Here is a 25965-nt window from a genome sequence, read left to right as displayed (position 1 = left end):
TCTTATTTTGATAGCGTTTTAAACTGTGCTAGCCCAAAGTCGTTATAGCTTGGCGCTCACCCAGGCTTGCACGCTGGCCAGCGCGCCGGCCAGCTTGGCCGGCTCGGTACCACCCGCCATGGCCATGTCGGCCTTGCCACCACCCTTGCCACCCACTTGGCCAGCCACAAAGTTCGCCAGTTCACCGGCCTTAACTTTGCCTGTGGTGTCGTTGGTCACGCCGGCTGCGATCTGCACCTTGTCGCCATCCACCGCGCCGAGCACGATGACCGCGGTCTTGAGCTTGTCCTTGAGCTTGTCCATGGTGTCGCGCAAGGTCTTGGCGTCAGCGCCTTCGAGCTTGGCTGCCAGCACCTTGACGCCGTTCACCTCTACCGCACTGCTCACCAGCTCGTCGCCCTGAGCGGAAGCCAGCTTGCCCTTGAGGGCGGCGATTTCTTTTTCCAGCGCCTTGACCTGGTCCACCATCTGGCCCAAGCGGTTGCCCAACTCAGCCACCGGCGTTTTGAGCGTCGCAGCGGCAGCGCTCACGGTGTCTTCCAAGTCCTGCAAGTAGTTCAGCGCGTTGGTGCCGGTCACCGCTTCGATACGGCGAACACCAGCGGCCACGCCGCTCTCGCCTACCACCTTGAACAGGCCGATATCACCAGTGGCATGGACGTGCGTGCCACCGCAGAGTTCGCGGCTGGAGCCGATGTCCAGCACCCGCACGGTCTCACCGTACTTTTCGCCGAACAGCATCATGGCGCCGGTTTTCTGGGCCGACTCGATATCCATCACGCGCGCTTGGGCAGCAGCGTTGGCAAGCACTTCCGCGTTCACGATAGCTTCAATCTGGCGGACCTGTTCGTCAGTGACTGCCGCGTTGTGCGCGAAGTCAAAACGGGTGCGCTCGGCATTCACCAGCGAGCCCTTTTGCTGCACATGCTCGCCCAGCACTTCGCGCAGGGCTTTGTGCATCAAGTGGGTCGCGCTGTGGTTGCGCACCGTGGCGGCGCGCTTGGCGGCGTCGACATGGGCCGTCACGGCATCGCCCACGCGCAAAACGCCGGTTTTGAGCGTGCCGTGGTGGCCGAATACATCGGCCTTGATCTTCTGGGTGTCGCCCACTTCAAACAGACCGGCATCCGAGAACACTGCGCCCTCGTCTCCCACCTGGCCACCGCTCTCGGCGTAGAACGGGGTGGTGTCCAGCACCAGCACGCCGTCTTGACCTGCCTTTAGCTCGCTAACCGGCGTGCCGTCTGCGTAGAGTGCTACGATTTTTGCAGCTTGAGTCAGGTGCTCATAGCCCACGAAGGTGTTGCCGGCGCCGGTGTACTCTAGCGCCTTGTCCATCTTGAACTTACCCGCTGCACGGCCCTTGGCCTTTTGCGCTTCCATGGCGGCGGTAAAACCGGCGCTGTCCACTTCCACGCCGTTTTCGCGGCACACGTCGGCCGACAAATCGAGCGGAAAGCCGTAGGTGTCGTGCAACTTGAAGGCCACTTCGCCGGGCAGCACTTTAACGCCGCCAGCCAAGGCTTCGTCCAGGATCTGCATGCCGGTGGCCAGGGTTTCGAAGAATCGCTCTTCCTCGACGCGCAGCACTTCGGTGATGCGGGCCTCTTGCGACGCCATGTGGGGGTAGGCCGCGCCCATGACCTGCACCAAGTCCTTGACCAACTTGTGGAAAAACGGCGTCTTCTGGCCCAGCTTGTAGCCGTGGCGGATGGCGCGGCGCACGATGCGGCGCTGCACATAGCCGCGGCCTTCGTTGCTCGGGATCACGCCGTCGCTCACCAGGAAGGCGGTCGCGCGGATGTGGTCGGCAATGACGCGCAAGCTCTTGTTGTTCAGGTCGGTGCAGCCGGTTTCGCGGGATGCTGCCTTGATCAATGCGTCGAACAGGTCGATCTCGTAGTTGCTGTGCACGTGCTGCAGGATGGCAGCCAGGCGCTCCAAGCCCATGCCGGTGTCCACGCAAGGTGCGGGCAGCGGGGTCACGGCACCGGTCTCGTCCATGTTGAACTGCATGAACACGTTGTTCCAGATTTCGATGAAGCGGTCGCCGTCTTCATCAGGGCTGCCGGGCGGGCCGCCGGGAATGTGGGCGCCGTGGTCGTAGAAGATCTCCGAGCAAGGGCCGCAGGGGCCGGTGTCTGCCATCATCCAGAAGTTGTCGCTCTTGTAGCGGCCACCCTTGTTGTCGCCAATGCGGATGATCCGTCCCTCTTGCTTTACGCGCTCTGGCGTCCAGCCGGCCTTGACGAAAATGTCTTCCCAAATGGCGTGGGCCTCGTCGTCTTCCTGATAGACCGTTGCGTACAGCTTGTCGGCAGGCAGCTTGTAGACCTGCGTCAGCAGCTCCCACGCCCACTGCAAAGATTCGCGCTTGAAGTAGTCGCCAAAGCTCCAGTTGCCCAGCATCTCGAAGAAGGTGTGGTGACGGGCGGTGTAGCCCACGTTCTCCAGATCGTTGTGTTTGCCGCCGGCGCGCAGGCAGGCTTGCACCGAGGCCGCACGCACGTAACTGCGCTTGTCGGAGCCCAAAAACACATCCTTAAACTGCACCATGCCCGAGTTGGTGAACATCAGGGTGGGGTCGTTACCCGGTACCAGCGGGCTGGACGCCACGACGGTGTGCCCCTTGGAGGCAAAGAAGTCGAGGAAGGTTTTGCGAATGTCGGCAACACTCATTACGGGCTGGGTCATGACGGAATTTCTTCGAGTGGTGGATCAATAGAACTCACTATTATCGCCGCCCGCGATGCGCTTAGGCGCGCCGGAATCCGCCCTCAGGCGTGTTCGGCGCTTTGCCCCACCAGAATCCGCTGGTCCAGAAAGCGCCACAAACGCTCGTCCGCACAAAACGCCACATTAAAGCGCAGCCAGCCGGTGGGCCGGGGCTCCACCAGAAACAACTGGCCGGGCCCCAACATGATGCCTTCCTGGGTCGCTGACTGCGACAGCACGGCGCTGTCCGCGATATCGGGGTGCCGGGCCCACAGGTACATGCCGGCCTCGGGCTCATGGAATATTTCAAAGCCCAGGCCCAGCAGCCTGCGGCTGACCTGGCGATGCGCTTCACCTAAGCGGTCCCGCAGCGACTTCAGGTGCTTGCGCCAACGGCCATCGGTAATTGCGCCAAAGGTGATGCGCTCGGCAATGTCGGAAGACGTAAGCCCTGCAATCATCTTGAGCTGCACAAACTGGGCGGACAAATCCGGCCGGGCCAACAAGTAGCCCACGCGAAGATTAGGCGAAATGGTTTTGGAATAGCTGCCCACGTACACCACGCGCCGTAGCTGGTCCAAACTGGCCAGTGTGGTGCGCGAGGTGGCATCCATGTCTGCATAAATGTCGTTTTCGACCAGCACGAAATCGTGCATCTCAGCCAGTTGCAACAGACGGTGCAGCTGGGCAACTGAAGCCACCGAGCAGGTGGGGCTCTGTAAACGCGGCTGTGTGAAAAAAGCCTTGGGCTTGCGCGTGGTCAGGATGGACTCCAGCGCGGCGAGGTCGTAACCCGTGCCGGTACGCGGAACCCCCACCACGTCCACGCCCCAGACACGCAGCATGAACAAAAGATTGGGGTAACCGGGGTCATCCACCAACACGGTGTCACCGGGCTTGAGCAGGCAGCGCGCCACCAGATCCAGCCCCTGGCTGGAGCCATGCGTCAGCAGCACCTGGCCGGCGTCTGCCGAGATTTGGTGTTCGGCCAACGACTCCGCAATGATCATGCGCAAGGCCATGTGGCCATAAGGCAAGCCATAACCATCCATTTCGGAGCCATCGCTGGAGAGCTGGCGCATGCTGCGGCGCACCGCATCGCCAAACAACCAGTCGTGCGGTAACCAGCCGCAACCAGGTTTGAGCGGCAGATTGCGGTTCTCGAAAATCTGCTTGAGGTACCAGCTTGCATCAAAACGGGGCGTTTCTGCCTCGCGAGCCGGTACACCCATGCTACCGCCCTCTTCCCGGCGCTTCACAAAAAAGCCGGAGTGTGCCCGCGAAACCAGCCACCCTTGGGCGACCAAACGGTCATAGGCCTCGACCACGGTGAACACACTGACGTTGTGAGCGACCGCGAATGCGCGAATAGAGGGAAGCTTGCTCCCGGGCTTGAGCACTTGGCCCGCAATCAGCCCACGCAGTCCGTCCACGATCTGGCTAACCAGGGGGGTTGCAATGTCGGGGCTGAGTGTAAGCATGGCGCGATCGTAAGGCAGGCGAGAGGGGCAGTAGAAATGCACCAATCTAGGGAAACTCTGTACAGGATTTTAGACCTGCACAGTGTCTCGAAACTTTCATCATTGTGTACATGGTTGTTTGTGTGAACGGTTCCTATAGTTCTGCCACCCGTTCAACTACACCGGACCCCATTTATGCAAGCTGATCGCCAAGTTCTCAATGCCGCCCTTTATGCCCGCCGTCAATCTGCCGTTGCACGCGGCGTCGGTCAGGCCCACGAGATTTTCATCAAGAACGCCCGCAACTCCGAGTTCTGGGATGTGGAAGGTCGCCGCTTCATCGACTTCGCAGGTGGTATTGCGGTGCTCAACACGGGCCACCTGCACCCCCAGGTGATTGAGGCCGTCAAGGCCCAGCTCGACCTGTACACCCACACCTGCTTTCAGGTGATTGCCTACGAACCCTATGTGGAAGTGTGCGAGCGCTTGAACGCCATGGCCCCCGGCAACTTTGCCAAGAAGAGCCTGCTGCTGACCACCGGCGCCGAGGCCGTAGAAAACGCCATCAAAATTGCCCGCGCTTACACCAAACGCCCCGGCGTGATCGCATTCACCGGCGGCTACCACGGCCGCACCAACTTCACGCTGGGTCTGACCGGCAAAGTGGCGCCCTACAAGCTGGGCTTCGGCCCCTTCCCCGGTGAAGTGTTCCATGCCCTGTTCCCCAACGAACTGCATGGCGTGAGCGTGGCGGATGCCCTGCACTCGGTGGAGCTGATCTTTAAGAATGACATCGAAGCAGAACGCGTCGCGGCCTTCATCGTCGAACCCGTGCAAGGCGAAGGCGGCTTCTACGTGGCGCCTCCCGAGTTCATTTCCGGGCTCAAGGCGCTCGCTGACAAGTACGGCATTTTGTTGATTGCCGACGAAGTGCAAACTGGCGCGGGTCGCACCGGCACCTGGTTTGCCTGCGAGCAGTGGCCTGTGGCTCCTGATTTGATTACCACTGCCAAATCGTTGGCGGGTGGATTCCCCTTGTCCGGCGTGGTTGGCCGTGCAGATGTGATCGATGCACCGGCCGCAGGCGGCTTGGGCGGCACCTATGCCGGCAGCCCGGTGGCCTGCGCCGCCGCTCTGGCGGTGATGAAGGCCTTTGAAGAAGAAAAACTCCTGCAGCGCAGCCAAGACATGGGCGCTTTCCTGGTCGAAAAGCTCAAGGCCATTGCCACCAAGGTACCAGCCATCGGTGATGTGCGCGGCATGGGCGCCATGGTCGCCATCGAGTTGTTTGAAGGTGGCGATGTGCATCGCCCAGACGCGGTGTTGACCAAGAAGGTGGTGACCGAGGCTGCACGCCGCGGACTCATCCTCTTGTCTTGCGGTACCTACGGCAACGTCATCCGCATCTTGGTGCCCTTGACCGCTCCCGACGCGCTGCTCGAAGAAGGCTTGGCCATTCTGGCCGACAGCTTTGCTGCCGTGGCCTGATCGCCTCTTTTGAATCTGCTTCTCGAAGAACACATGTCCTCTACTGAACCCTTGGTGCGCTTTAGCGGCGTACAAAAAACGTACGACGGCGAACAGCTGGTGGTGCGGGAGCTGAACCTCGATATCCAGCGCGGTGAATTCCTGAGCCTGCTCGGACCCTCGGGCTCGGGCAAAACCACCACTCTGATGATGCTGGCCGGGTTCGAGTCCCCCACCGCAGGTGACATCCTGCTCGACGGCAAGCTGATCACCCGCACCCCGCCGCACAAGCGCAACTTCGGCATGGTGTTCCAGAACTACGCGCTGTTCCCTCACATGACCGTGGCACAGAACGTGGCCTACCCGCTCACCGTGCGCAAAGTACCCAAAGACGAGCAAGAAAAGCGCGTACAAAAGGCCTTGGACATGGTGCGCCTGACCGGCATGGGCGAGCGGCTGCCCACCCGCCTCTCGGGCGGCCAGCAACAGCGCGTAGCGTTGGCGCGCGCGCTGGTGTTCGAGCCCCAACTGGTGCTGATGGACGAGCCCTTGGGCGCGCTGGACAAGCAGTTGCGCGAACATATGCAGCTAGAACTCAAAGAGTTGCACCGCCAGCTGGGTGTGACCTTTGTGTACGTGACCCACGACCAGGGCGAAGCCCTCACCATGAGCGACCGTGTGGCGGTGTTCAACGAAGGCGTGATTCAGCAACTGGCCGATGCCCAAAGCCTCTACGAGGCCCCCAGCAACCGTTTTGTGGCCGGCTTTGTGGGCGACAGCACAGTGCTGCGCGGCACATTGGGTGGTAATGCGGATGCACCTTGCATTGAACTCGGCCAAGGCCAAAAGCTGGCGGGCATCAATGTCAACAATGCAGCTACCGGCGCCATGGTCGAGGCCTGTGTGCGGCCCGAGCGGATTGCGCTGCACTTACAGACGCAGGCCGGACTGAACACGGTATCCGCCCAAGTGGCCGGCATTGTGTATTACGGTGACCATGTGCGCCTGCAATGCGCACTGGGTGCCGGCCAGGCGCAAGCCACGGTGAAACTGCCGCTCACCCACGCGTGTGCCCTCACGCCGCCCGCCATGGGCAGCACGGTGCACCTCGAGTTTCCAACCCCGTTTACGCGCATTTACGCGCTCTGAAGTTTTCCCCCTGTCCCTTCCTCAACTTATCTAGGAAATTTCTCCATGAAAAAAAGCCTGATCGCTGCTGCCTCTGTGGCTGCCTGCTTCGCGATGAATGTTCAAGCCCAAGACGCCATCACCGTGGTGAACTTCGGCGGCGCCAACGCCAATGCCCAAAAGGCCGCTTACTACGAGCCGGTTGCCAAAGAAGGCATCAAGGTCACTGCTGTTGAGTACAACGGCGAGCAAGCCAAGATCAAGGCCATGGTGGAAACCAAAAACGTGACCTGGGACTTGGTGGAAGTAGAGTCTCCTGACGTGGCCCGCGGCTGCGACGAAGGTCTGTTTGAAAAGCTCGACTACAGCAAAATCGCGCCCAAGGCCGACCTGTTGCCTTCTGCAGTCACTGAGTGCGGTGTCGGCCTGTTTGTGTGGTCTACCGTGATGGCCTACAACGGCGACAAGCTCAAAAAAGCCCCCACCAGCTGGGCCGACTTCTTTGACACCACCAAGATCCCCGGCAAGCGCGGCATGCGCAAAGGCGCCCGCTACAACCTCGAATTCGCCTTGCTGGCCGATGGCGTAAAGCCCGCTGACATCTACAAGGTACTGGCTACCAAAGACGGCGCAGAGCGCGCCTTCAAGAAGCTGACCGCTCTCAAGCCCAACATCCAGTGGTGGGAAGCCGGTGCCCAGGCGCCCCAGTTCCTGGTGGCTGGCGATGTGGTCTTGTCCACCGTGTACAACGGCCGTATTGATGCCGCCAACCGCGAAGGCCGCAACCTGCAGATCTACTGGCCCGGTGGCATTTATGACCTGGACTACTGGGTCATCCCCAAGGGCACTGCCAAGAAGGACGCTGTCTACAAGTTCTTGAACTTCGCCATGAAGCCCGAGAACCAAGCGGTTTACGCCCAAAACATCGCATACGGCCCGACCAACAAGAAGGCTCTGGCCAAGCTGAACGCCAAGGTACTCGCCGACTTGCCCACCTCGGACAAAAACGCCAAGGAAGCCTTGCAGTTCAACACCACCTTCTGGGCTGACCAGGGCGAAGCTCTGGAAAAGCGTTTTGCTGCCTGGGCCACCCAGTAATCTGTAGACCGTCAGGAGCCTGAACCCATGACCATGCAAGCCAGTGCCATCCAGCCCCCGGGCGATCTCCGTGCGGCACTCTCCCGTGCGGAGTCCCGCCGCAAATGGCGGGCCTTCAGCCTGACACTGCCCTTGCTGGTGTTTTTGCTCCTGACCCTGCTGGTTCCTATCGCCGCGCTCTTGATGCGCGCGGTGGAGAACCCCGAAGTCGCCAAGGCCCTGCCCACGACAGTGGAGGCCTTGGCCGACTGGGACCGCGTGTCCCAACCCCAAGCGGCTGCATACGCGGCCTTGGTCAAAGATTTATCGCAACTGCCCGACACGGCAGATGCCGGCGCCTTGGCACGCCGATTGAACTCTGAGGTGCCCGGCGCCCGCTCGCTGATCATGGGCGCCTACAAGGCCCTGCCCATCGAGGGTGATGCCGATACCGTGCGCCAACAACTGCTCGATAAAGACGCACGCTGGGCCGAACCTGAGTTCTGGCAGGCCATTGCCAAAAACGGCTCCCGCTGGACGCCGGACTACCTGCTGGCGTCGGTGGACCTGAAACGCGATGCGAAGGGGCACATCGAGCGCATGCCCGAAGACCAGCGCGCCTATGGCGGCATACTGGCGCGCACCTTCCAGATCAGTTTTGTGGTCACCTTGCTGTGCCTGCTGCTGGCCTACCCGCTGGCCTATTGGCTCTCCACCCTGCCGGAGCGCAAAGCCAACGTGCTGATGATTCTGGTGCTGGTGCCTTTCTGGACTTCCATCCTGGTGCGGGTGGCAGCGTGGATCGTGTTGCTGCAGTCCGAAGGCCTGGTCAACGGTGCGCTGCTGGGCATCGGTGTCATCAGTGAGCCATTGGCGCTGCTGTTCAACCGCACCGGCGTGATCATCTCCATGGTGCACATCCTGCTGCCCTTCATGATCCTGCCGCTGTACAGCGTGATGAAGAGCGTTCCACCCACCTATGTGCGTGCGGCCGTGTCGTTGGGCAGCGCACCGCTGGCTGCCTTCATGCGGGTCTATGTGCCGCAAACATTCCCTGGGGTGGGCGCTGGTGCTCTACTGGTGTTCATCTTGTCCATCGGCTACTACATCACCCCCGCCCTGCTGGGTGGCGCGGATGACCAGATGCTGAGCTACTACATCGCCCGCTACACCAACGTTGAAGTCAACTGGGGCATGGCCTGCGCTTTGGGTGCTCTGCTACTGGCCACCACGCTGGTGCTCTATGGCGTGTACCGCCGCATCGGCAAAGCCGACCTGGCCTTGGCATAAGAAAGACATCCATGTTCAAACTGCCTGAATTCCCCCTCTACTTCACGCTAGCCGACAAGGCCGGTTGGTGGCTGCTGCGTATCGCGTGTGTGCTGGTGCTGGGCTATTTGCTCGCGCCCATCCTGGCGATCATTCCGCTGTCGTTTTCCAGCAGCTCGTTTTTGACATACCCGATCCCCGGTTGGTCGACCAAGTGGTACAGCCACCTGTTTACCGCGCCTGAATGGTCTAACGCCATGCGCAACAGCTTCATCGTGGCGCCTGCCGCCACCGTGATTGCCACCGTGCTGGGCACGCTGGCCGCCGTGGGCTTGAGCCGCACCGAGTTCCGCTTCAAGGGCCTGCTCATGGCCTTCTTGATCGCGCCGATGGTGGTGCCGGTGATCGTGATCGGCGTAGCTACCTACCTGTATTTCGCGCCCCTGGGTCTGAGCGACAGTTATGTAGGCCTGATTGCGGTGCACGCCGCCATGGGTGCGCCTTTTGTGCTGACCACCGTGCTGGCCACACTGGCCAACTTCAACCACAACCTGGTGCGTGCCTCTCTCAGCTTGGGTGAAACACCATTCAACACCTTCATGCGCGTCACCCTGCCGGTGATTGCCCCGGGCGTGATTTCGGGCGCGCTGTTCGCCTTTGCGACCTCGTTTGACGAAGTGGTGGTCACTCTGTTCCTGGCCGGCGCCGAGCAAACCACCCTGCCGCGCCAGATGTTCACCGGCATCCGCGAAAACATCTCGCCCACGATTGCAGCGGTGGCCACCTTGCTGATCCTGTTCACAACCGCCATGCTGCTGGTGCTCGAATGGCTGCGCGGCCGCAAAGCCTAACCCTGAGCCCTGCCCCTATGGAACTGAACCAACCTCTTTCCGGCAACGCCATGCCGCGCTTCGGCGGCATTGCCAGCATGATGCGCCTGCCGGTCGCCACGTCCGCCCAAGGGCTGAATGCTGCGTTCATCGGTGTGCCGCTGGACATCGGCACCAGCCACCGGCCGGGGGCACGTTTCGGCCCGCGCCAAATCCGCGCGGAATCCTGCCTGCTGCGCCCCTACAACATGGCCACCGGTGCTGCGCCGTTTGATGCCCTGCAAGTGGCGGATCTGGGCGATGTGCCCATCAACACCTACTCGTTGTTGAAGTCTGTCGACATCATCACCGCCTACTACGCCGAGGTGCTGGGCCACGGCTGCATACCGCTCACGCTGGGCGGTGACCACACCATTGCGCTACCCATTCTGCGGGCTATGGCCGCCCAACACGGCCCGGTGGCGATGGTGCATGTGGATGCGCATGCCGATGTGAATGAAGACATGTTCGGCGAGCGGATTGCGCACGGTACCCCCTTCCGCCGCGCAGTGGAAGAAGGCCTGCTGGACTGCAACAAGGTCACCCAGATAGGCTTGCGCGGCACCGGCTATGCAGCCGATGATTTCGATTGGCCGCGCAGGCAAGGCTTTACGCTGGTACCCGCCCACGAGGTGTGGCACCAGTCCCTGGCCCCCGTGATGGAGCAGGTGCGCCAGCGCGTGGGCAACACCCCCTGCTACCTGAGCTTTGACATTGACGGTATTGACCCTGCCTACGCCGGCGGCACCGGAACGCCTGAAATCGGTGGGCTCACAGTGCCCCAGGCACTCGAGATCATCCGGGGTTGCCGTGGGCTTAATATCGTTGGGGCAGACTTGGTGGAGGTATCTCCACCCTACGATACGACGGGCAACACGGCCCTGCTGGGGGCCAACCTGTTGTACGAGATGCTGTGTGTGCTGCCCGGGGTGCCGGTGCGCTGACCGCCGGCTACACACCTGAATTTGCTACGTTTTTCATAGCTACTCGCGCAGGTTTTATGTGCGCTAGCAGCCCATTTTTTTAAATTTTGAGGAGACACCATGTCCACATCGCCGCTTTCCCTGCTGAAAGACCCCAGCCTGCTCAAAACCAATGCGCTGATCAACGGCCAATGGGTCACGGGAGCCAGTCGCTTTGCGGTGACTGATCCGTCCAACGGCCAGCACTTGGCCGATGTGGCCAACCTCGGTGCCGCAGACGCGGAAGCCGCCATCGCCGCCGCCAACGCCGCCTGGCCCGCCTGGAAAAGCAAGACTGCCAAAGAGCGCAGCATCATCCTGCGCAAGTGGTTTGATTTGCTGATGGCCAACCAGGAAGACTTGGCCCGCATCATGACCGCCGAGCAAGGCAAGCCCTTTGCCGAGGCCAAGGGCGAGATTGCCTATGGCGCCAGCTTTGTGGAATGGTTCGCCGAAGAAGCCAAGCGCGTCAACGGCGAGACCCTGCCCCAGTTCGACAACAACCGCCGCCTCATGGTCATCAAGCAGCCCATCGGCGTGTGCGCAGCCATCACTCCGTGGAACTTCCCGCTGGCCATGATCACCCGCAAGGTGGCGCCTGCCTTGGCTGCCGGTTGCCCGGTCATCATCAAGCCCGCGGAACTCACCCCGCTGACTGCGCTGGCAGCTGCCGAGCTGGCCATCCGCGCCGGCATTCCGGCCGGTGTGCTCAACATGATCACCGCCGACAGCGATCAGTCCATTGCCGTGGGTAAGGTCATTTGCGCCAGCGATGTGGTGCGCCACTTGAGCTTCACCGGCTCCACCGAAGTGGGCCGCATTCTGATGGCGCAAAGCGCGCCAACGGTTAAAAAGTTGTCGCTCGAACTGGGTGGCAATGCCCCCTTCATCGTGTTTGACGACGCCGACATCGACTCCGCTGTGGAAGGCGCTCTGGCCAGCAAATACCGCAACGCCGGCCAGACCTGCGTGTGCGCCAACCGCTTCTATGTGCAGGCCGGCGTGTACGACCAGTTCGTGGCCAAGTTCAGCGCCAAAGTAAAGGCGATGAAGGTCGGCAACGGCTTTGAAGACGGCGTGGTGCAAGGCCCGCTGATCGAAGATGCCGCCATTGAAAAGGTCAAACGCCACGTGGCAGACGCAGTTGCCAAGGGCGGCAAAGTGGAAACCGGCGGCAACGCGCTGCAAGGCCAGTTCTTCGAGCCGACCGTGGTCTCCGGCGCTACTGCTGACATGCTGTGCGCCCGCGAAGAAACCTTCGGCCCCTTTGCCCCAGTGTTCAAGTTCACCTCCGAGCAAGAAGCCATTGACGCGGCCAACAACACCGAATTCGGCCTCGCCAGCTATTTCTACAGCCGCGACATCGGCCGCATCTACCGCGTGGGCGAAGCACTGGAGTACGGCATGGTGGGCGTGAACGTGGGCATTCTGGCCACCGAACACGTGCCTTTCGGCGGCGTCAAGCAATCCGGCCTCGGCCGCGAGGGCTCGCACTTCGGCATGGACGACTACATCGAGGTCAAGTACCTCTGCCTGGGCGACATCCTCAAATAAGCCTGCACCCCCATGCTTAAAAAGCCGGCATCTGCCGGCTTTTTTTCGCCCATTCCATTGCCCATGCAATATCAGCCTTGACAATATTTGCTTAGGCAAATAATATTTGGGCCATGCATCACATCGCCCCTTCGTTTTACAGCCCCGAAAGCTATCGGCCGGAAGACAGCATCGGTTACCTGATGCGCAGCATCCTTTCGCACGTGGCCCAGTCGGTCGAGCACCAGCTCGCCCACACCGACCTGACCAACGCGCAGTGGATTCCGCTCTTCAAGCTCTACAACAAGCAGGCCTCCACCGTGGCCGAGCTGGCCCGCGCCTGCGAGCTCGACAACGGCGCCACCACCCGCCTGCTGGACCGTATGGAGGCCAAAGGCCTGGTTCAGCGGGTGCGCTCCGAGCAAGATCGCCGGGTGGTCAACATCCAGCTCACCCCTGCCGGCACGCAAGCCGCCGCCGACATTCCGCAGGTACTGTGCGAAGTGCAAAACACCCACCTCGAGGGGTTCAGCGCTGAAGAGTTCGAGAACCTCAAGGGCTACCTGCGCCGCATTCTGGACAACGCCCAACGCATCAAGGCAGCCAACGCCGCTGCCGACACCCCCTCTACCGACCGCTAAGCACCCCATGCAAGACACCATCTTCTCCACTTCACAAGCACTGCGCTGGAGCCGGTTTGCGCTTAGCGCGGTGGCCATTGCGTCTTTGAGCGCGTGTGCCAACTTCTCGGGTATCTTTTCGCAGGCCAAGCCGGTTGCTGCGCAGCAAGCCGGCTTGTCTGCCCAAACCATTCCGGCGGACAGCGTCGCGCTGGACAGCCAGTGGTGGAAAGCCTACGGCGATGAGCAACTCAACCAGCTGGTCGCCCAAGCCCTGGCCAACAACCCCAACCTGCGCGTGGCCCAGGCCCGTGTGCAGCGCGTGCAAGCAGGAATCGATAACGCAAATGCCGCCAGCGCACCGCAATTGAACGCAGGGCTGGATGCCACACGCCAGCTCTACACCCGCAACGGCTTGGTGCCCGCACCGATTGCTGGCAGCGAGCGCGAAATTGCCACCCTGCAGTTGAGCGGCAGTTGGGAGCTGGACTTGTTTGGCAAAAATCGGGCTGCGCTAGACGCCGCCATCGGCCAAAGCCGCGCCGCCCAAGCGGACGCCCAGGCCGCCCGCATGCTGCTGGCCAGCAATGTGGCACGCAGCTACTTCCAGTGGATGCGGGTGCAAGGTCAACTCGAAGTGGCCCAGCGCACCCTGGCCCAGCGCCAGCAAACCCAACAACTCGTGAAAGACCGCCTGCAAGCCGGCCTGGACACCCAGCTCGAACTCCAGCAAAGCGAAAGCGGACTGCCTGATGCCCGCTTCCAGATCGAGACCCTGAAAGAGCAGGAAGCCCTGCTCCTCAATGCCCTCGCTGCCTTAACTGGGCAACAAAATACGCCTCTAGCGCTCACCAAATATGCGCCAGCAGCTATCAATTCCATAGCATCCGCACAAACCAAAGTGCAATCGGTGCCGATGGACCTGCTGGGCCGGCGCGCCGATGTGGTCGCCGCTCGCTGGCGGGTAGAGGCTGCCACCCGCGATGTGGATAACGCCAAAACCCTGTTCTACCCCAACATCAACCTGACCGCGTTTGCCGGCTTCTCGAGCATCGGTTTTGACAAGCTGGTGCAAAGCAGCAGCGCCCAATGGGGTGTGGGCCCAGCGATACGCCTGCCCCTGTTTGAGGGCGGCCGCCTGCGCGCCAACCTCAAAGGAAAAGCAGCCGACCTTGACGCCGCCATTGAGACCTATAACGCCGCAGTCGTCGACGCAGTGCACGATGTGGCCGACCAGCTCACCTCCACCAAAGCCATTGAGCGCCAGCAGGCCGAGCAACAAGCCGCCCAGCGATCTGCCGAAGCCGCCTACGCCATTGCCGTGCAACGGTACGAAGCGGGCTTGGGCAACTACCTGAACGTGCTCAACGCCGAAACCGGCGTGCTGGCCCAGCGCAAGCTGGCCGTGGACCTGGCCGCCCGCAGCGTGGACACACAGATCCAGCTGATCCGCGCACTGGGTGGCGGCTTCACCGACACCGACAACACCTCAGCCACCGCACTGACAAGCGAGACCGTAGTCCGCTAAGCACTGACCACGGCCCCACCCAACACGCACTGAACCTGATTGAAAGAGACACCATGAGCACTTCTTCCACCCCCACCGTCGCACCGGCCGCCACTCCCGCCGGCAACCCTGCACGCAAAAAAGCGCTGACCGCCCTCAGCATCGTGGTGCTGCTGGGTCTGGCCTATGGCGGCTTCGGCTACTTTGGTGCGCGTCACTCCGAAGAAACCGACAACGCCTATGTGCAAGGCAACGTGATCCAAATCACCCCCCAGGTGGGCGGCACCGTCACCGCCATCATGGCGGACGACACCGACTTCGTGAAAGCCGGCCAGGCCCTGGTGAAGCTGGACCCGGCCGATGCCAAAGTGGCACTTGACCACGCCGAGGCCAACCTGGCCCAAGCGGCGCGCCAGGTGCGCACCCTGTACGCCAACAACGGCACCTTGTCCGCCCAGGTGACGCTGCGTGAGTCCGACATTGCCCGCGCGCAAACCGACATTGCCCGCGCCACCGACGACCTGAACCGCCGCCAGGCACTGGCCGGCAACGGCGCGGTGTCCAAAGAAGAACTCAACCACGCCAAGTCGCAACTCACTACCGCCCAGAACGCCCTGTCCGCTGCCCAAGCTGGCGTGGCCGCTGCGCGTGAGCAGCTCTCCAGCAACCAGACCCTGACCGAAGGCACCAATGTGGAAAGCCACCCCAGCGTGGTGGCTGCATCCGCCAAAGTGCGCGAGGCCTTCTTGGCGCTGCACCGCGCTGAGCTGCCCGCGCCCGTGGACGGCTATGTGGCCAAGCGCACCGTGCAGCTAGGCCAGCGCGTGGCGGCCGGTGCTCCTTTGATGGCCATCATCCCGCTGAATCAGTTGTGGGTGGATGCCAACTTCAAGGAAGTGCAGTTGCGAAACATCCGCATCGGCCAGCCAGTCAAGCTCACCGCCGACCTGTATGGCAAGAAGATGGAATACAAAGGCACGGTCGCCGGTTTGGGTGCCGGCACCGGTGCCGCCTTCTCGCTGCTGCCTGCACAAAACGCCACCGGCAACTGGATCAAGGTGGTGCAGCGCGTGCCAGTACGGGTGGCGCTGGATGCTGAGCAACTCGCCCAGAACCCGCTGCGCGTAGGCCTCTCCATGGAAGCCACGGTGGACGTGACCGACCAAAGCGGCAAGTCCTTGGCCGATGCGCCCCGCGCCGCATCGGTGACCCAAACCGATGTGTACACCGTGCTGGACCAGCAAGCCAACGACGAAGTGCGCAAAGTGATTGCCGCCAACCTCGGCCGTGGTGCCAAGGCCAACGTCCATGCCGTCGCCAAGGCCGGCCAAGGCGTGTGAGTCATCCATGAGCTCACCCGCCGCTTACTCAGCGCCACCACCCCTGGAAGGGTCGGCGCGCCTGTGGGGCACGATTGCGCTGTCGGCCGCCACGTTCATGAACGTGCTGGACTCGTCCATTGCCAACGTGTCTTTGCCGGCCATTGCCGGTGACCTCGGGGTCAGCTCCAGCCAGGGCACTTGGGTCATCACCAGCTTTGGCGTGGCCAACGCGATTGCCTTGCCACTGACCGGCTGGTTGTCCCAGCGATTCGGGCAAGTGAGGCTGTTTATCACCAGCGTGTTGTTGTTTGTGCTGTCCAGCTGGCTGTGCGGCATTGCGCCCAACATGCCCTTCCTGATTGGTGCCCGCGCCCTGCAAGGCTTTGTGGCCGGCCCGATGATGCCGCTGGCGCAAACGCTGTTGCTCTCCAGCTATCCACCGGCCCTTGCGGGCTTGGCGATGGCGCTCTGGGCCATGACCACGCTGGTCGCCCCCGTGATGGGCCCGCTCCTGGGCGGCTGGATTACCGACAACGCGCACTGGGGATGGATCTTCTTCATCAACGTGCCGATCGGCATCGTGGCGGGGTTCATCACTTGGAGCATCTTCCACAAGCGCGAAACGCAAACGCGCAAGCTGCCTATCGACACCGTGGGCCTGGCCTTGCTGGTGATTGCGGTTACTGCGATTCAGATGATGTTGGACCTGGGCAAAGAGCTCGATTGGTTCCACTCCAACGAGATCATTGCGCTGACCGTGCTATCGGTGGTGGCCTTCGCGTTTTTGATCGTGTGGGAGCTGACCGATGACCATCCGGTGGTCGACTTGAAGCTTTTCAAGGTCCGCAACTTCTTGACCGGCACCATCGCCATGTCGATTGCCTACGGCCTCTTCATGGGCAACATCGTGCTGCTGCCGCTGTGGCTGCAAAGCTTTATGGGGTACACCGCCACCCAGGCCGGCATGTTGATGGCACCGGTGGGCTTGTTTGCGATCATCCTGTCGCCCATCATCGGCAAGAACATCACCAAGTTCGACACACGCCGCTTGGCGACGCTGGCTTTCCTGGTGTTTGCGCTGGTGCTCTGGATGCGTTCGCACTTCAGCACCCTGTCGGACTTCAACACCATGATGATCCCGACGCTGATTCAGGGCATTGCGCTCGCGCTGTTTTTTATCCCGCTAACCAGCATCATTCTGGGTGGTTTGCCGGGCGACAAGATTGCGTCTGCCTCGGGCCTGAGCAGCTTCTGCCGGGTGCTGTTCGGCTCGTTTGGCACCTCGATCTCGGTCACGGTGTGGCAAGACCGCACCACCCTGCACCACGCCCAGCTCACCGAGATGATCAACCGTGGCAGCACGGCCTCCAACAGCGCCTTGGCGGGATTGAACGCATCCGGCTTGAGCACCGAGCAGGCCCTGAGCCAGATCAACCGCATGATCGACCAGCAAGCCGCCACCCTGGCGGCCAATGATGTGTTCTACGCCTCGGCCGTCATCTTTGTGCTGTTAATTCCGCTGGTGTGGCTGTCCCGACCGGCCAAGGGGGGCGCAGGCGCCTCGGAAGCAGCGGCCGGTGCACACTGAACACGCGCAATCTGCAGACGAAAAAAACGGGGCCTTGGCCCCGTTTTTATTGCAGCGCTCTGATCAGCTCAGCTCGGGCCCTTGCGGGTTGGTGGCGCGTGAATTGCGGTTCACACCGTTGTTCACCGACCAGGGAATAGACGCAGCCCGGTCCAGGGGCGCCACTTTAGTCAGCAAAGCCTGCCAAAAGAAACCGCTCTGGATCGCGATCACCGCAAACAGCATGTAGCTTTGTGAGCTGGAAGCCAACCACAGGTTGTACACCGGCATAAACACAAAAGGCGACACCAGCAAGGGCAGGCCAATGCGCAAGGCCTGCATCGACTCCAGCCCCTTGCCGAGGTTGAAGAGGTCCCAGTAGTAATTGGTAAACATGCCCAGCACCATCCAGCAGCCCAAGTGCCATGCGTACACGATGGCGTGGTTACGCGCCAGCATCAGCACCCAGGGCTGGGAGCCCTCGTCGGCATTCATAACGAACACAATCAACACCCCGGTCGCAGCAAAGACCACGGCGTAAATGAACATCATCAACTTGAGCGCTCTGGACATAGTTTCCCTAGGGTGAAATGGTGCGCGCCATCTTACCCGCAGGCCCTCCCGCCTTAGAGCAGGGTCACGCCGGTTTTGGCCTGCACTGCCTCACGGGTGACGCCCGGAGCCAACTCCACCAGCTTCAGGCCTTCGGGGGTGACGTCCATCACCGCCAGGTCGGTGATGATGCGGTCCACCACGCCCACGCCGGTCAATGGCAAGGTGCAGCTGGGCAGGATCTTCAGGTCTTCGGTGCCGTCTTTCTTCTTGGCCACATGCTCCATGAGCACGATCACGCGCTTCACGCCGGCCACCAAGTCCATGGCGCCGCCCATACCCTTGACCATCTTGCCGGGGATCATCCAGTTGGCCAGATCGCCTTTCTCGGACACTTGCATGGCACCCAGGATGGACAGGTTGATCTTGCCGCCGCGGATCATGGCAAAGCTCTGGTCCGAGCCGAAAATGCTGCTGCCCTTGATGGTGGTCACGGTTTGTTTGCCGGCGTTGATCAGGTCGGCATCCACCTCATCTTCAGTCGGAAAGGGGCCGATGCCCAGCATACCGTTCTCGCTTTGCAGCCACACCTCTTTGTCGGCGGGCACGTGGTTGGCCACCAGGGTGGGAATGCCGATCCCCAGGTTCACATAAAAACCGTCTTCGAGTTCGTGGGCTGCACGGGCAGCCATTTGGTCTTGGTTCCAGCTCATGGTCAGACTCCTGCTTTTTCAGTGATGGTGCGTTTTTCGATCCGTTTTTCGGGCCGGGTGTTCAGCACGATGCGGTGCACATAAATACCGGGCAAGTGGACCTGATCGGGAGCGATGTCGCCGGTCTCCACAATCTCTTCCACTTCCACCACCGTGATCTTGCCGGCCATGGCCACAGCCGGGTTGAAGTTGCGGGCAGTAAAGCGGAACTGCAAGTTGCCCGACTTGTCGGCGCGGTGGGCTTTGACCAAAGACACATCTGGCACCAACGAGCGCTCCATCACATAGGTCTCGCCATCAAACTCGCGCAGCTCTTTGCCCTCGGCCACCATGGTGCCCACACCGGTTTTGGTGAAGAAGGCAGGAATACCGGCGCCACCGGCGCGCAGCTTCTCGGCCAGGGTGCCTTGGGGGGTGAACTCCAGCTCCAGCTCGCCGGCCAGGTATTGGCGCTCGAACTCTTTGTTTTCGCCCACATAGGAGCTGATCATTTTTTTGATCTGACGCGTCTCGAGCAACTTGCCGAGGCCAAAGCCGTCCACGCCCGCGTTGTTGGAGATAGCGGTCAGGTTTTTGGCACCCGAATCGCGCAAGGCATCAATCAGCGCCTCGGGGATGCCGCACAAACCAAAGCCACCAACGGCCAGTAACTGTCCGTCCTGAATAATGCCTTCAAGCGCCTGCGCGGCGCTGGGGTAAATCTTGTTCACTGCGCGTATCTCCTATGTAGATAGAAACAACATGGCCGCTACGATACTACGTAACCACATACGTAGTTCCCCGTAAAGCCTTTCCCTCACCGCAATCCGCATGGACATTGACTACCGCCAAGCTTTTGACCTTGCGCCCGTCGGGCTGGCGCTTTCGCGCAACCGCACCATGATCGATTGCAACCAGCAACTGTGCGACATGTTCGGGGCCACCAAAGACCAACTGGTGGGCCAGTCCTTCCAAGTGCTGTACCCCAGCGCCGATGAGTTTGAACGCCTCGGCGCGCGCATGGCCCCCTTGCTCAACCGCAATGGAACCTATGCAGATGACCGCATCATGAAACGACTGGACGGCCGCTTCAAAGGCGAAACCTTCTGGTGCCATGTGAGCGGCCGCGCCCTGAACCCCAGCGCCCCGCACGAGGCCGGCATCTGGACCTTTGAAGACCTGAGCGCCCTGCGCCCGGTGCGCGCAGAACTCACCCCGCGCGAGCGCGAGGTCGCGGCCTACCTGATGCAGGGCCAGACCTCCAAACAGATCGGCAAAACGCTGGAGATCAGCCACCGCACTGTCGAAATCTACCGCGCACGCCTGATGCGCAAGTACAAGGCATCGACCACCGCCGACCTGGTGCACAAGTTGATGGCCGGCTAAAAACCTGAAAAGACCCTAAATTTGTATCGGTTTGGTGCACTTTTCATATCAATGCACCAAAATGCAGCACACATGCAGCTCATAGACCACCAAGGCGGAGCTGTACACCTATTGCTGACGGGAGGCGGCGACCGGCGGACATCCGTTGGACCATCGGGCGCGCCACTCCTTTGTTTGTAGGGAGAACGTGCGTATGAAAGCCTGGAAGATCTCAACCCGCCTGCAGTGGATCATCGGCCTCTTGGGCGCCCTGTTGGTCGGCATCGGTGCCTTGGGCCTGCAAGGCCTGGCGGCATCCAATGCCTCTTTAAAAACCGTCTACGAAGACCGCGTGATTGCCTTGGGCCAACTCGGCGAGGTGTCCCGTCTGCTCCAGCGCAACCGCATTGTTTTACAAGACAGCCTGATCAACCGGGACGCCCATCACGTGCGGCAAATGGTCGAAGAATTCGACCGGAATTCGGACCAAATCACCAAGACCTGGCAAGCCTACGAGGCGACCTACCTCACCCCGGAAGAGTCTTTGCTGGCCAAAGGTTTTGCGACGGCTTACCGCGATTTGTCGACCATGGGCCTGAAACCCTTGCGCGAAGCCTGCGCACGTGGCGACATGGAACAAGCCGCGAAGATTTACAACGACCAGGTGGTGGGACTCATGCGCCCCGCCATGGACACCTTGGAACGTTTGGACCAGATTCAATATGACGTTTCCAAGACCGAATACACCACCGGCGTGGCGTATTTCGAATGGATCCGTGCGATTTGCATCTCCGCCATCGTTGCCGGCCTGGTCGTCGCCATCGCACTGGGCTTTTTCATGATCCGGTCTCTGTACCGGCAACTGGGCGGCGAACCGGCAGAGGTGCTGGCCATCACCAACTCGATCGCACAGGGTGACCTCACCACTGCCATCCAGGTACCGCACTTTGCGCCGCAGAGTGTGATGGCGGGCATGGCCCATATGCAGCGCGCCTTGCAAGTGATGGTGGGCATGGTGCGAGACGGCTCTGAGAGCGTCGCCAGCGGCAGCACACAAATTGCCAGTGGCAGCGGCGACCTGTCGTCGCGCACCGAGCGCCAGGCCAGCGCCCTGGAGCAAACAGCCGCCTCGATGGAGCAACTCAGCGCAACCGTACGGCAGAACGCGGACAGTGCGCGTGAGGCCTATCGGCTGGCTCATGTGGCCTCCGGCGTGGCCCGCAAAGGTGGCGACGTGGTGGCACAAGTGGTGCAAACCATGCAAGGCATCGATCAATCCTCTAAGCGCATCGCCGACATCATCGGGGTGATTGACGGTATCGCCTTCCAGACCAACATACTCGCCCTGAATGCCGCCGTAGAAGCCGCACGCGCCGGCGAACAGGGGCGCGGCTTTGCCGTGGTCGCCAGCGAAGTCCGCTCCTTGGCGGGGCGCAGCGCGGAGGCGGCCAAAGAAATCAAATCCCTGATTTCGGCCAGCGTAGAGCGGGTCGCCCTCGGAAGCGACCAAGTGTCCGAGGCGGGCGGCACCATGCAAGAGGTCGTAGAGGCGATTCAGCAGGTCGCAGACCTGATGGACTCGATCAGCGCCGCCAGCTCAGAACAAGCGTCAGGAGTGTCCCAGATCGGTGAGGCGGTAGGCCACATGGACCAGACCACCCAACAAAACGCGGCATTGGTGGAAGAAATGTCAGCGGCGGCCGCCAGCCTGCGGGCCCGGGCGCATGAGCTCGTTCAATGCGTTGCCGCATTCCGGCTGCAAAAAACCTCGGGGTCAAGCATCGGGCAGGCGCGGCTGGAAAACGCTGCGTGAGCTGAGCGCCCTTACTGGGGCAACGCGGCGAGTGGCAGGCGCTTTGCGAGCTCACCCTCCAACGCCGCAATCCGCTGCTCGGCCAGCCCCAGGCTTAGCAGCGCCGCCTGCAGCTCGGCCTCCAGGCGGGCTACTTCCTCCGTCAGGGTGTCCGCCACTGCGGTCACTTTTTCGCGGGTGGCATCGCGTGTGATGGTCAGGCCGGCAGTCACCGTGTCAAGCCACGCGAGGATCTGCACCCGGGTGGTGTCTTTGTGCAGCGGGGTTTGCAGAGTCGCTTTTTTCACATCGGCCCGACGGCACAACTCGGATTGGGTCACCCGCCCGTGGTTAAAGGGGTAGACCCCGTGGTGCGCTGCAATGTCTGCTTCGATCTCCGCCATGGCTTTGCGCAGGCGCGCCAGTGCGGCTTCAGTACGAGGGTTGGCGTTTTCAGTGACAGGAAGGATAGGACGTTCGGACATGAAAGGATCTCTCGAGAGGCAGCCGGCGCAGTGTACTGAAGCTAGACTCACCATCCTCCCAAAGGACAACCATGACAACCCCATTCACCCCCGCCCCCCATGAAATCGAAGCCTGGGCTGCCCTCAAACAACTGGGCGATACCGCGGTATCTACCGGCGGCTTGCAGGCTCTGCTGCACATGTTCATCAGCGTGGTGACCTCGGCTGAAGAGGTGGCACGGGTGAGCGAAGAAGCCGGCCACCCGGACTCCATGACCACCCAAGTCATTTCCGAATGGGTCAGCACCCAGTACGTGCCTGACATGCAGGCCCAGTTGCAAGGAACAGGCGAGGCTTAAGGGCGAGGCCTAAATCAGGTTGCGCATGGCGCGTGCGGTTTCCTGCAACACCGGCAGCACGCGGCGCACTGCATCATCGGTGCTCTCGTTGCCCATGGGCATGGTGACGTTGAGCGCGCCCATCAGCGCCCCGTGGCGATCAATCAGGGGCACCGCAACGCCGCGGTAGTTCATTTCCAACTGCTGCTCCGAGACGGCCCAGCCTTGCTGGCGAATGCGGGCCAGCTCGACCCGCATCCGGTCTTTGCTGGCAATCGTATGCGAGGTATAGGCCTTGAAGGTTTGCTGCTGCAGCCAGTCTTCGAGCCACGCAGGGTCGCGCATAGCCAAGATCAACATGCCCGCTGACGTCACCTGCGCCTGCACCCGCGAGCCCAGCACATAGCCGGTACTCATGGGCCGGTTGCTGCCATTGCGGGCGATGTAGACGATCTCGTCGCCGTCCAACACACTCACATAGGCAATCTCTTGGGTGCCGGCAGTCACCCGCTGCAAAAACGGCTGCACCACCCGGGGCAAGCGCGCTGACTCGAGGTACGACTGCCCGATGCGCAGCACACGCGGCGTGAGCCAAAACAGCTTGCCATCGCTCGCCACATAGCCCAGGTACTGCAAGGTCAGCAGGTAGCGGCGGGCGGCGGTGCGCGTCATGCCACAACGCTCGCCCGCCTGGCTGGCCGTCATGCGCTGGTGCGCGTCGTCAAAAGCCTCGATCAGCCCCAAGCCCTTTTCCAGACCGGCAATCCAGTCTTTCTTTTCCAGAGCGGGCGCGTCAATGCCGGCAATGGGCGGGCGCATGGCAAGTTCAGTAGTCATGGGCGCTGATTTTGGCGGGCCGGAAAACCGGGAAAGCCTAGTGCTTACCCGCAATATGAACGATCATCGATCATTCAAGTTCAATAAACGCTCTTTTTAACCAATATTCACTTTCATTCACACAAGTGAGTCGCTAAAGTTCGCACCGAACCGTGCCATTCGTACGACTAACGAACACACGGTCACACCCCACCCGAACGCCACACCAGGAGACAAACAATATGCAAAAACGGAACACTCTCAAATTGATAGCGGCTTGCGCAATGTTGATGGGCGCTAGCAGCGCTTTTAGCCAGGAAGTTATCAAGATCGCCAATATTGTGGAGCTCTCCGGTGGTGGCGCCTCGGCCGGTACCAACTTCAAAAACGGGGTGGAATTGGCAGTCAAGGAAATCAACGCCGCAGGCGGTGTGCTGGGCAAAAAGATCCAGACCATCACCTCCGACACTCAGTCCAACCCCGGCGTGGCCAAGGGTCTGACCCAAAAAGCGGTAGACGACGAGGTGTTTGCCATCTTCGGCCCGGTGTTTTCGGGTTCCATCATGGTGTCGATGGCCGAGAGCCGCAAAGCCGAGATCCCCAACTTCACCGGCGGTGAGGCAGCCAGCATCACCATGCAGGGTAACCCCTACATCTTCCGCACCAGCTTTACCCAAGCGACCGCTATGCCCAAAGTGGCCCGCTACATGAGCGAGCAGGCAAAGCTCAAGAACATCGCCATCATTTACGTGAACAACGATTTCGGCAAAGGCGGCCTGGACATGATCAAGAAGGCGCTGGCCACCTCCAGCACCAAGATCGCCGCTGAAATCTCGACCGATGCCGGCCAGGTGGACTTCTCCGCCGCCGTGCTCAAGGCCAAGCAAAGCAACGCCGACGGCGTGTTTGTCTACACCAACGAAGAAGAGTCCGCCCGCGCCCTGCGCGAACTGCGCAAGCAAGGCTGGAACAAGCCCATCGTCGGCGAGACCACCCTCACCGGCCAAAAGGTGATCGAGCTGGCTGGTGAAGCCGCCAACGGTGCTGTCGCCCACGTGGGCCTGACGGTGGATGCCCCCATCCCCGCCGTGCGCGCCTTCCGCGCCAAGTTCGAGCGTGAGTACAAATACATCTCCGACCACAACGGCATGAAGGGCTACTCCGGCATTTACACCCTGAAGGCCGCCATTGAAAAGGTGGGCAAGCTCGACCGCAAGGCAGTAGCCAACGCAATGCACAGCCTGGTGGTCACCACCGACAAAGAGCCCGGCATTCTGATGAACGTGGCCTTTGACAAAAATGGCGACCTGGACCGCGAAAGCTTCCTGGTCGAAGTGAAAAACGGCAAACAGGAAGTGGTGGCCACCCTGCCCCCGTTGAACCCTATCGCGGTCAACAAGCCGGCCGCAGCGCCGGCAGCCAAGCCTGCTGCACCCGCCAAGAAGTAATGGCGTGAGCCACTCCGGCCCGCGGCCAGGCGGCTGCGCCCGGAGTGGCATTGTTAGGCGCAGCCCCCAGCGGGCTCCGTGCCCCCGCATTCCGTAGTGCCCCCAAGGGACCCCCATGACCGATTTCCTCCAACTCTTTTTCAGCGGACTGGCCACCGGCGCCATCTACTCGCTGGCAGCCCTCGGCTTTACGCTGTTGTGGCAGGCCAGCGGCACCATCAACTTCGCCCAAGGCGAGTTTGTGATGCTGCCCGCCTTCATGATGCTGGGCTTCATGAGCATCGGTGCGCCGCTGGCGGTGAGCTTCACCATGACGGTGGTGTTGGCGGTGTTTGTGCTGGGTTGGGTATTCAAGCGGGGTCTGGTGGACCCCTTGTTCAAGTTCGGCATGATGCCCATCGTGGTGGCCACCATCGGCCTGTCGATTGCCATGCGCAACGGCTTGCGCGCCGGCTACAGCGCCGAAGCCCACCCCTTCCCCAGCTTGTTTGCAGACAAGCTTTTCAATATCGCGGGTGTGACCATCACGCTGGCGGATGTGGGTACCTTTGCGGTGGCGCTGATTCTGGTGTTTGTGGTGCAGGCTTTCATGACCAAAACCGTGACCGGCCGCGCCATGCAGGCGGTGGCGCAAAACACCGAGAGCGCCTCGGTGCTGGGCATCAATGTACCCCGCATGATCTTTTATGCATTCGCGATCAACGCGGTGCTGGCAGTGGCGGCTGCACTGCTGGTCACGCCCACCTATCTGGCCAAGTTCGACATGGGCGAGAGCTTGGGCACCAAGGCCTTTTTCGCGGCCATCATCGGTGGCTTCAACAACTCGCGCGGCGCACTCTTGGGCGGGCTGATTGTGGGTGTGTGCGAGAACCTGGCCGCCGCCTACATCTCCCCCGCTTACAAAGATGCGGTGGCACTGGTGATCTTCATGGTCGTGATTTTGTTCAAGCCGCAGGGGCTGCTGGGCAAAAAAGTGGAACGCAAAGTCTGAGTACCACCGGA

Annotated in this window: 23 protein-coding genes; 16 read left to right on the top strand and 7 right to left on the bottom strand. The window is 61.3% G+C overall.

What is annotated here, in order from left to right; genetic code table 11:
• Nucleotides 1-42: 42 nt before the first annotated feature.
• On the bottom strand, nt 43-2694 hold the full coding sequence (gene alaS, locus RAE21_RS04290) for an alanine--tRNA ligase (RefSeq protein WP_313880301.1): 2652 nt from the start codon (nt 2692-2694) through the stop codon (nt 43-45).
• Nucleotides 2695-2777: 83 nt separating this feature from the next.
• Nucleotides 2778-4196: an aminotransferase-like domain-containing protein gene (locus tag RAE21_RS04285; protein ID WP_313880300.1), complete on the bottom strand. Its 1419-nt coding sequence runs from the start codon at nt 4194-4196 to the stop codon at nt 2778-2780.
• Between the two features lie 174 nt (nt 4197-4370).
• On the opposite strand from RAE21_RS04285, the gene gabT reads away from it, so the two are divergent.
• The 11 genes from gabT (at nt 4371) to RAE21_RS04230 (ending at nt 17517) form a co-directional block, all read left to right on the top strand.
• Nucleotides 4371-5663, top strand: coding sequence for a 4-aminobutyrate--2-oxoglutarate transaminase (gene gabT / locus RAE21_RS04280; protein WP_313873389.1), 1293 nt, complete (start codon nt 4371-4373; stop codon nt 5661-5663).
• Between the two features lie 33 nt (nt 5664-5696).
• Complete coding sequence (locus RAE21_RS04275; RefSeq protein WP_313880299.1) at nt 5697-6791, top strand: ABC transporter ATP-binding protein; 1095 nt, start codon at nt 5697-5699, stop codon at nt 6789-6791.
• A 45-nt stretch (nt 6792-6836) separates the two neighbouring features.
• Nucleotides 6837-7868 carry an ABC transporter substrate-binding protein gene (locus RAE21_RS04270; protein WP_313873391.1) on the top strand — a complete coding sequence of 344 codons (1032 nt, stop codon included), beginning with the start codon at nt 6837-6839 and terminating at the stop codon, nt 7866-7868.
• A gap of 33 nt (nt 7869-7901) precedes the next feature.
• Nucleotides 7902-9137: an ABC transporter permease gene (locus RAE21_RS04265; protein WP_313882647.1), complete on the top strand. Its 1236-nt coding sequence runs from the start codon at nt 7902-7904 to the stop codon at nt 9135-9137.
• A gap of 11 nt (nt 9138-9148) precedes the next feature.
• Nucleotides 9149-9967, top strand: coding sequence for an ABC transporter permease (locus tag RAE21_RS04260; protein WP_313880298.1), 819 nt, complete (start codon nt 9149-9151; stop codon nt 9965-9967).
• Nucleotides 9968-9984: 17 nt separating this feature from the next.
• A complete protein-coding gene (gene speB, locus RAE21_RS04255; RefSeq protein WP_313880297.1) occupies nt 9985-10929 on the top strand; it encodes an agmatinase in 945 nt (314 codons plus the stop codon).
• 99 nt (nt 10930-11028) lie between these two features.
• Nucleotides 11029-12501 (top strand): NAD-dependent succinate-semialdehyde dehydrogenase, encoded by a 1473-nt coding sequence (locus tag RAE21_RS04250; protein ID WP_313880296.1) that lies wholly within the window; start codon nt 11029-11031, stop codon nt 12499-12501.
• A 113-nt stretch (nt 12502-12614) separates the two neighbouring features.
• A complete protein-coding gene (locus tag RAE21_RS04245; protein ID WP_313880295.1) occupies nt 12615-13121 on the top strand; it encodes a MarR family winged helix-turn-helix transcriptional regulator in 507 nt (168 codons plus the stop codon).
• Nucleotides 13122-13128: 7 nt separating this feature from the next.
• Nucleotides 13129-14628, top strand: coding sequence for an efflux transporter outer membrane subunit (locus tag RAE21_RS04240; RefSeq protein WP_313880294.1), 1500 nt, complete (start codon nt 13129-13131; stop codon nt 14626-14628).
• A 53-nt stretch (nt 14629-14681) separates the two neighbouring features.
• Nucleotides 14682-15947 carry an HlyD family secretion protein gene (locus RAE21_RS04235; RefSeq protein WP_313880293.1) on the top strand — a complete coding sequence of 422 codons (1266 nt, stop codon included), beginning with the start codon at nt 14682-14684 and terminating at the stop codon, nt 15945-15947.
• 7 nt (nt 15948-15954) lie between these two features.
• Nucleotides 15955-17517, top strand: coding sequence for a DHA2 family efflux MFS transporter permease subunit (locus RAE21_RS04230; protein WP_313880292.1), 1563 nt, complete (start codon nt 15955-15957; stop codon nt 17515-17517).
• Nucleotides 17518-17580: 63 nt separating this feature from the next.
• On the opposite strand, the gene RAE21_RS04225 is transcribed toward RAE21_RS04230, so the two are convergent.
• The 3 genes from RAE21_RS04225 to RAE21_RS04215 are packed head-to-tail and all read right to left on the bottom strand — an operon-like array spanning nt 17581 to nt 19471.
• Complete coding sequence (locus RAE21_RS04225) at nt 17581-18069, bottom strand: hypothetical protein (RefSeq protein WP_313880291.1); 489 nt, start codon at nt 18067-18069, stop codon at nt 17581-17583.
• 53 nt (nt 18070-18122) lie between these two features.
• Nucleotides 18123-18761, bottom strand: a complete 639-nt coding sequence (locus tag RAE21_RS04220; protein WP_313873400.1) for a CoA transferase subunit B — start codon at nt 18759-18761, stop codon at nt 18123-18125.
• A 2-nt stretch (nt 18762-18763) separates the two neighbouring features.
• Complete coding sequence (locus RAE21_RS04215; protein ID WP_313873401.1) at nt 18764-19471, bottom strand: CoA transferase subunit A; 708 nt, start codon at nt 19469-19471, stop codon at nt 18764-18766.
• 100 nt (nt 19472-19571) lie between these two features.
• Between RAE21_RS04215 and RAE21_RS04210 the strand changes: the two genes are divergently transcribed.
• Both RAE21_RS04210 and RAE21_RS04205 read left to right on the top strand, forming a co-directional pair.
• The gene (locus RAE21_RS04210) at nt 19572-20126 is read left to right on the top strand and encodes a LuxR C-terminal-related transcriptional regulator (protein ID WP_313866994.1); all 555 of its coding nucleotides are present in this window, start codon (nt 19572-19574) and stop codon (nt 20124-20126) included.
• A gap of 193 nt (nt 20127-20319) precedes the next feature.
• Nucleotides 20320-21918: a methyl-accepting chemotaxis protein gene (locus RAE21_RS04205; RefSeq protein ID WP_313880290.1), complete on the top strand. Its 1599-nt coding sequence runs from the start codon at nt 20320-20322 to the stop codon at nt 21916-21918.
• 11 nt (nt 21919-21929) lie between these two features.
• On the opposite strand, the gene RAE21_RS04200 is transcribed toward RAE21_RS04205, so the two are convergent.
• On the bottom strand, nt 21930-22382 hold the full coding sequence (locus RAE21_RS04200; RefSeq protein WP_313880289.1) for a hypothetical protein: 453 nt from the start codon (nt 22380-22382) through the stop codon (nt 21930-21932).
• 71 nt (nt 22383-22453) lie between these two features.
• Between RAE21_RS04200 and RAE21_RS04195 the strand changes: the two genes are divergently transcribed.
• The gene (locus RAE21_RS04195; protein WP_313880288.1) at nt 22454-22720 is read left to right on the top strand and encodes a hypothetical protein; all 267 of its coding nucleotides are present in this window, start codon (nt 22454-22456) and stop codon (nt 22718-22720) included.
• Between the two features lie 9 nt (nt 22721-22729).
• Here RAE21_RS04195 and RAE21_RS04190 read toward each other — a convergent pair whose 3' ends face one another.
• A complete protein-coding gene (locus RAE21_RS04190) occupies nt 22730-23536 on the bottom strand; it encodes an IclR family transcriptional regulator domain-containing protein (RefSeq protein WP_313880287.1) in 807 nt (268 codons plus the stop codon).
• 221 nt (nt 23537-23757) lie between these two features.
• Here RAE21_RS04190 and RAE21_RS04185 point away from each other — a divergent pair, with 221 nt between their 5' ends.
• Nucleotides 23758-24963: an ABC transporter substrate-binding protein gene (locus RAE21_RS04185; protein ID WP_313880286.1), complete on the top strand. Its 1206-nt coding sequence runs from the start codon at nt 23758-23760 to the stop codon at nt 24961-24963.
• A gap of 115 nt (nt 24964-25078) precedes the next feature.
• A complete protein-coding gene (locus RAE21_RS04180; protein ID WP_313880285.1) occupies nt 25079-25954 on the top strand; it encodes a branched-chain amino acid ABC transporter permease in 876 nt (291 codons plus the stop codon).
• Nucleotides 25955-25965: the final 11 nt, after the last annotated feature.

This window comes from Rhodoferax potami (assembly GCF_032193765.1).
Taxonomy (GTDB): domain Bacteria; phylum Pseudomonadota; class Gammaproteobacteria; order Burkholderiales; family Burkholderiaceae_C; genus Allorhodoferax; species Allorhodoferax potami.
The sequence above is the reverse complement of the archived record's forward strand: the minus strand, read 5'-3'. Positions and strand labels throughout refer to the sequence as shown.

What these genes read in the sequence shown, in the direction of transcription:
- RAE21_RS04260 (WP_313880298.1), top strand. Translation starts at nt 9,149, where the DNA reads ATGTTCAAACTGCCTGAATTCCCCCTCTACTTCACGCTAGCCGACAAG.
- RAE21_RS04265 (WP_313882647.1), top strand. Translation starts at nt 7,902, where the DNA reads ATGCAAGCCAGTGCCATCCAGCCCCCGGGCGATCTCCGTGCGGCACTC.
- RAE21_RS04190 (WP_313880287.1), bottom strand. Translation starts at nt 23,536, where the DNA reads ATGACTACTGAACTTGCCATGCGCCCGCCCATTGCCGGCATTGACGCG.
- RAE21_RS04270 (WP_313873391.1), top strand. Translation starts at nt 6,837, where the DNA reads ATGAAAAAAAGCCTGATCGCTGCTGCCTCTGTGGCTGCCTGCTTCGCG.
- RAE21_RS04275 (WP_313880299.1), top strand. Translation starts at nt 5,697, where the DNA reads ATGTCCTCTACTGAACCCTTGGTGCGCTTTAGCGGCGTACAAAAAACG.
- RAE21_RS04210 (WP_313866994.1), top strand. Translation starts at nt 19,572, where the DNA reads ATGGACATTGACTACCGCCAAGCTTTTGACCTTGCGCCCGTCGGGCTG.
- gabT (WP_313873389.1), top strand. Translation starts at nt 4,371, where the DNA reads ATGCAAGCTGATCGCCAAGTTCTCAATGCCGCCCTTTATGCCCGCCGT.
- speB (WP_313880297.1), top strand. Translation starts at nt 9,985, where the DNA reads ATGGAACTGAACCAACCTCTTTCCGGCAACGCCATGCCGCGCTTCGGC.
- RAE21_RS04225 (WP_313880291.1), bottom strand. Translation starts at nt 18,069, where the DNA reads ATGTCCAGAGCGCTCAAGTTGATGATGTTCATTTACGCCGTGGTCTTT.
- RAE21_RS04220 (WP_313873400.1), bottom strand. Translation starts at nt 18,761, where the DNA reads ATGAGCTGGAACCAAGACCAAATGGCTGCCCGTGCAGCCCACGAACTC.
- RAE21_RS04240 (WP_313880294.1), top strand. Translation starts at nt 13,129, where the DNA reads ATGCAAGACACCATCTTCTCCACTTCACAAGCACTGCGCTGGAGCCGG.
- RAE21_RS04185 (WP_313880286.1), top strand. Translation starts at nt 23,758, where the DNA reads ATGCAAAAACGGAACACTCTCAAATTGATAGCGGCTTGCGCAATGTTG.
- RAE21_RS04205 (WP_313880290.1), top strand. Translation starts at nt 20,320, where the DNA reads ATGAAAGCCTGGAAGATCTCAACCCGCCTGCAGTGGATCATCGGCCTC.
- RAE21_RS04235 (WP_313880293.1), top strand. Translation starts at nt 14,682, where the DNA reads ATGAGCACTTCTTCCACCCCCACCGTCGCACCGGCCGCCACTCCCGCC.
- RAE21_RS04200 (WP_313880289.1), bottom strand. Translation starts at nt 22,382, where the DNA reads ATGTCCGAACGTCCTATCCTTCCTGTCACTGAAAACGCCAACCCTCGT.
- RAE21_RS04285 (WP_313880300.1), bottom strand. Translation starts at nt 4,196, where the DNA reads ATGCTTACACTCAGCCCCGACATTGCAACCCCCCTGGTTAGCCAGATC.
- alaS (WP_313880301.1), bottom strand. Translation starts at nt 2,694, where the DNA reads ATGACCCAGCCCGTAATGAGTGTTGCCGACATTCGCAAAACCTTCCTC.
- RAE21_RS04230 (WP_313880292.1), top strand. Translation starts at nt 15,955, where the DNA reads ATGAGCTCACCCGCCGCTTACTCAGCGCCACCACCCCTGGAAGGGTCG.
- RAE21_RS04195 (WP_313880288.1), top strand. Translation starts at nt 22,454, where the DNA reads ATGACAACCCCATTCACCCCCGCCCCCCATGAAATCGAAGCCTGGGCT.
- RAE21_RS04245 (WP_313880295.1), top strand. Translation starts at nt 12,615, where the DNA reads ATGCATCACATCGCCCCTTCGTTTTACAGCCCCGAAAGCTATCGGCCG.
- RAE21_RS04180 (WP_313880285.1), top strand. Translation starts at nt 25,079, where the DNA reads ATGACCGATTTCCTCCAACTCTTTTTCAGCGGACTGGCCACCGGCGCC.
- RAE21_RS04250 (WP_313880296.1), top strand. Translation starts at nt 11,029, where the DNA reads ATGTCCACATCGCCGCTTTCCCTGCTGAAAGACCCCAGCCTGCTCAAA.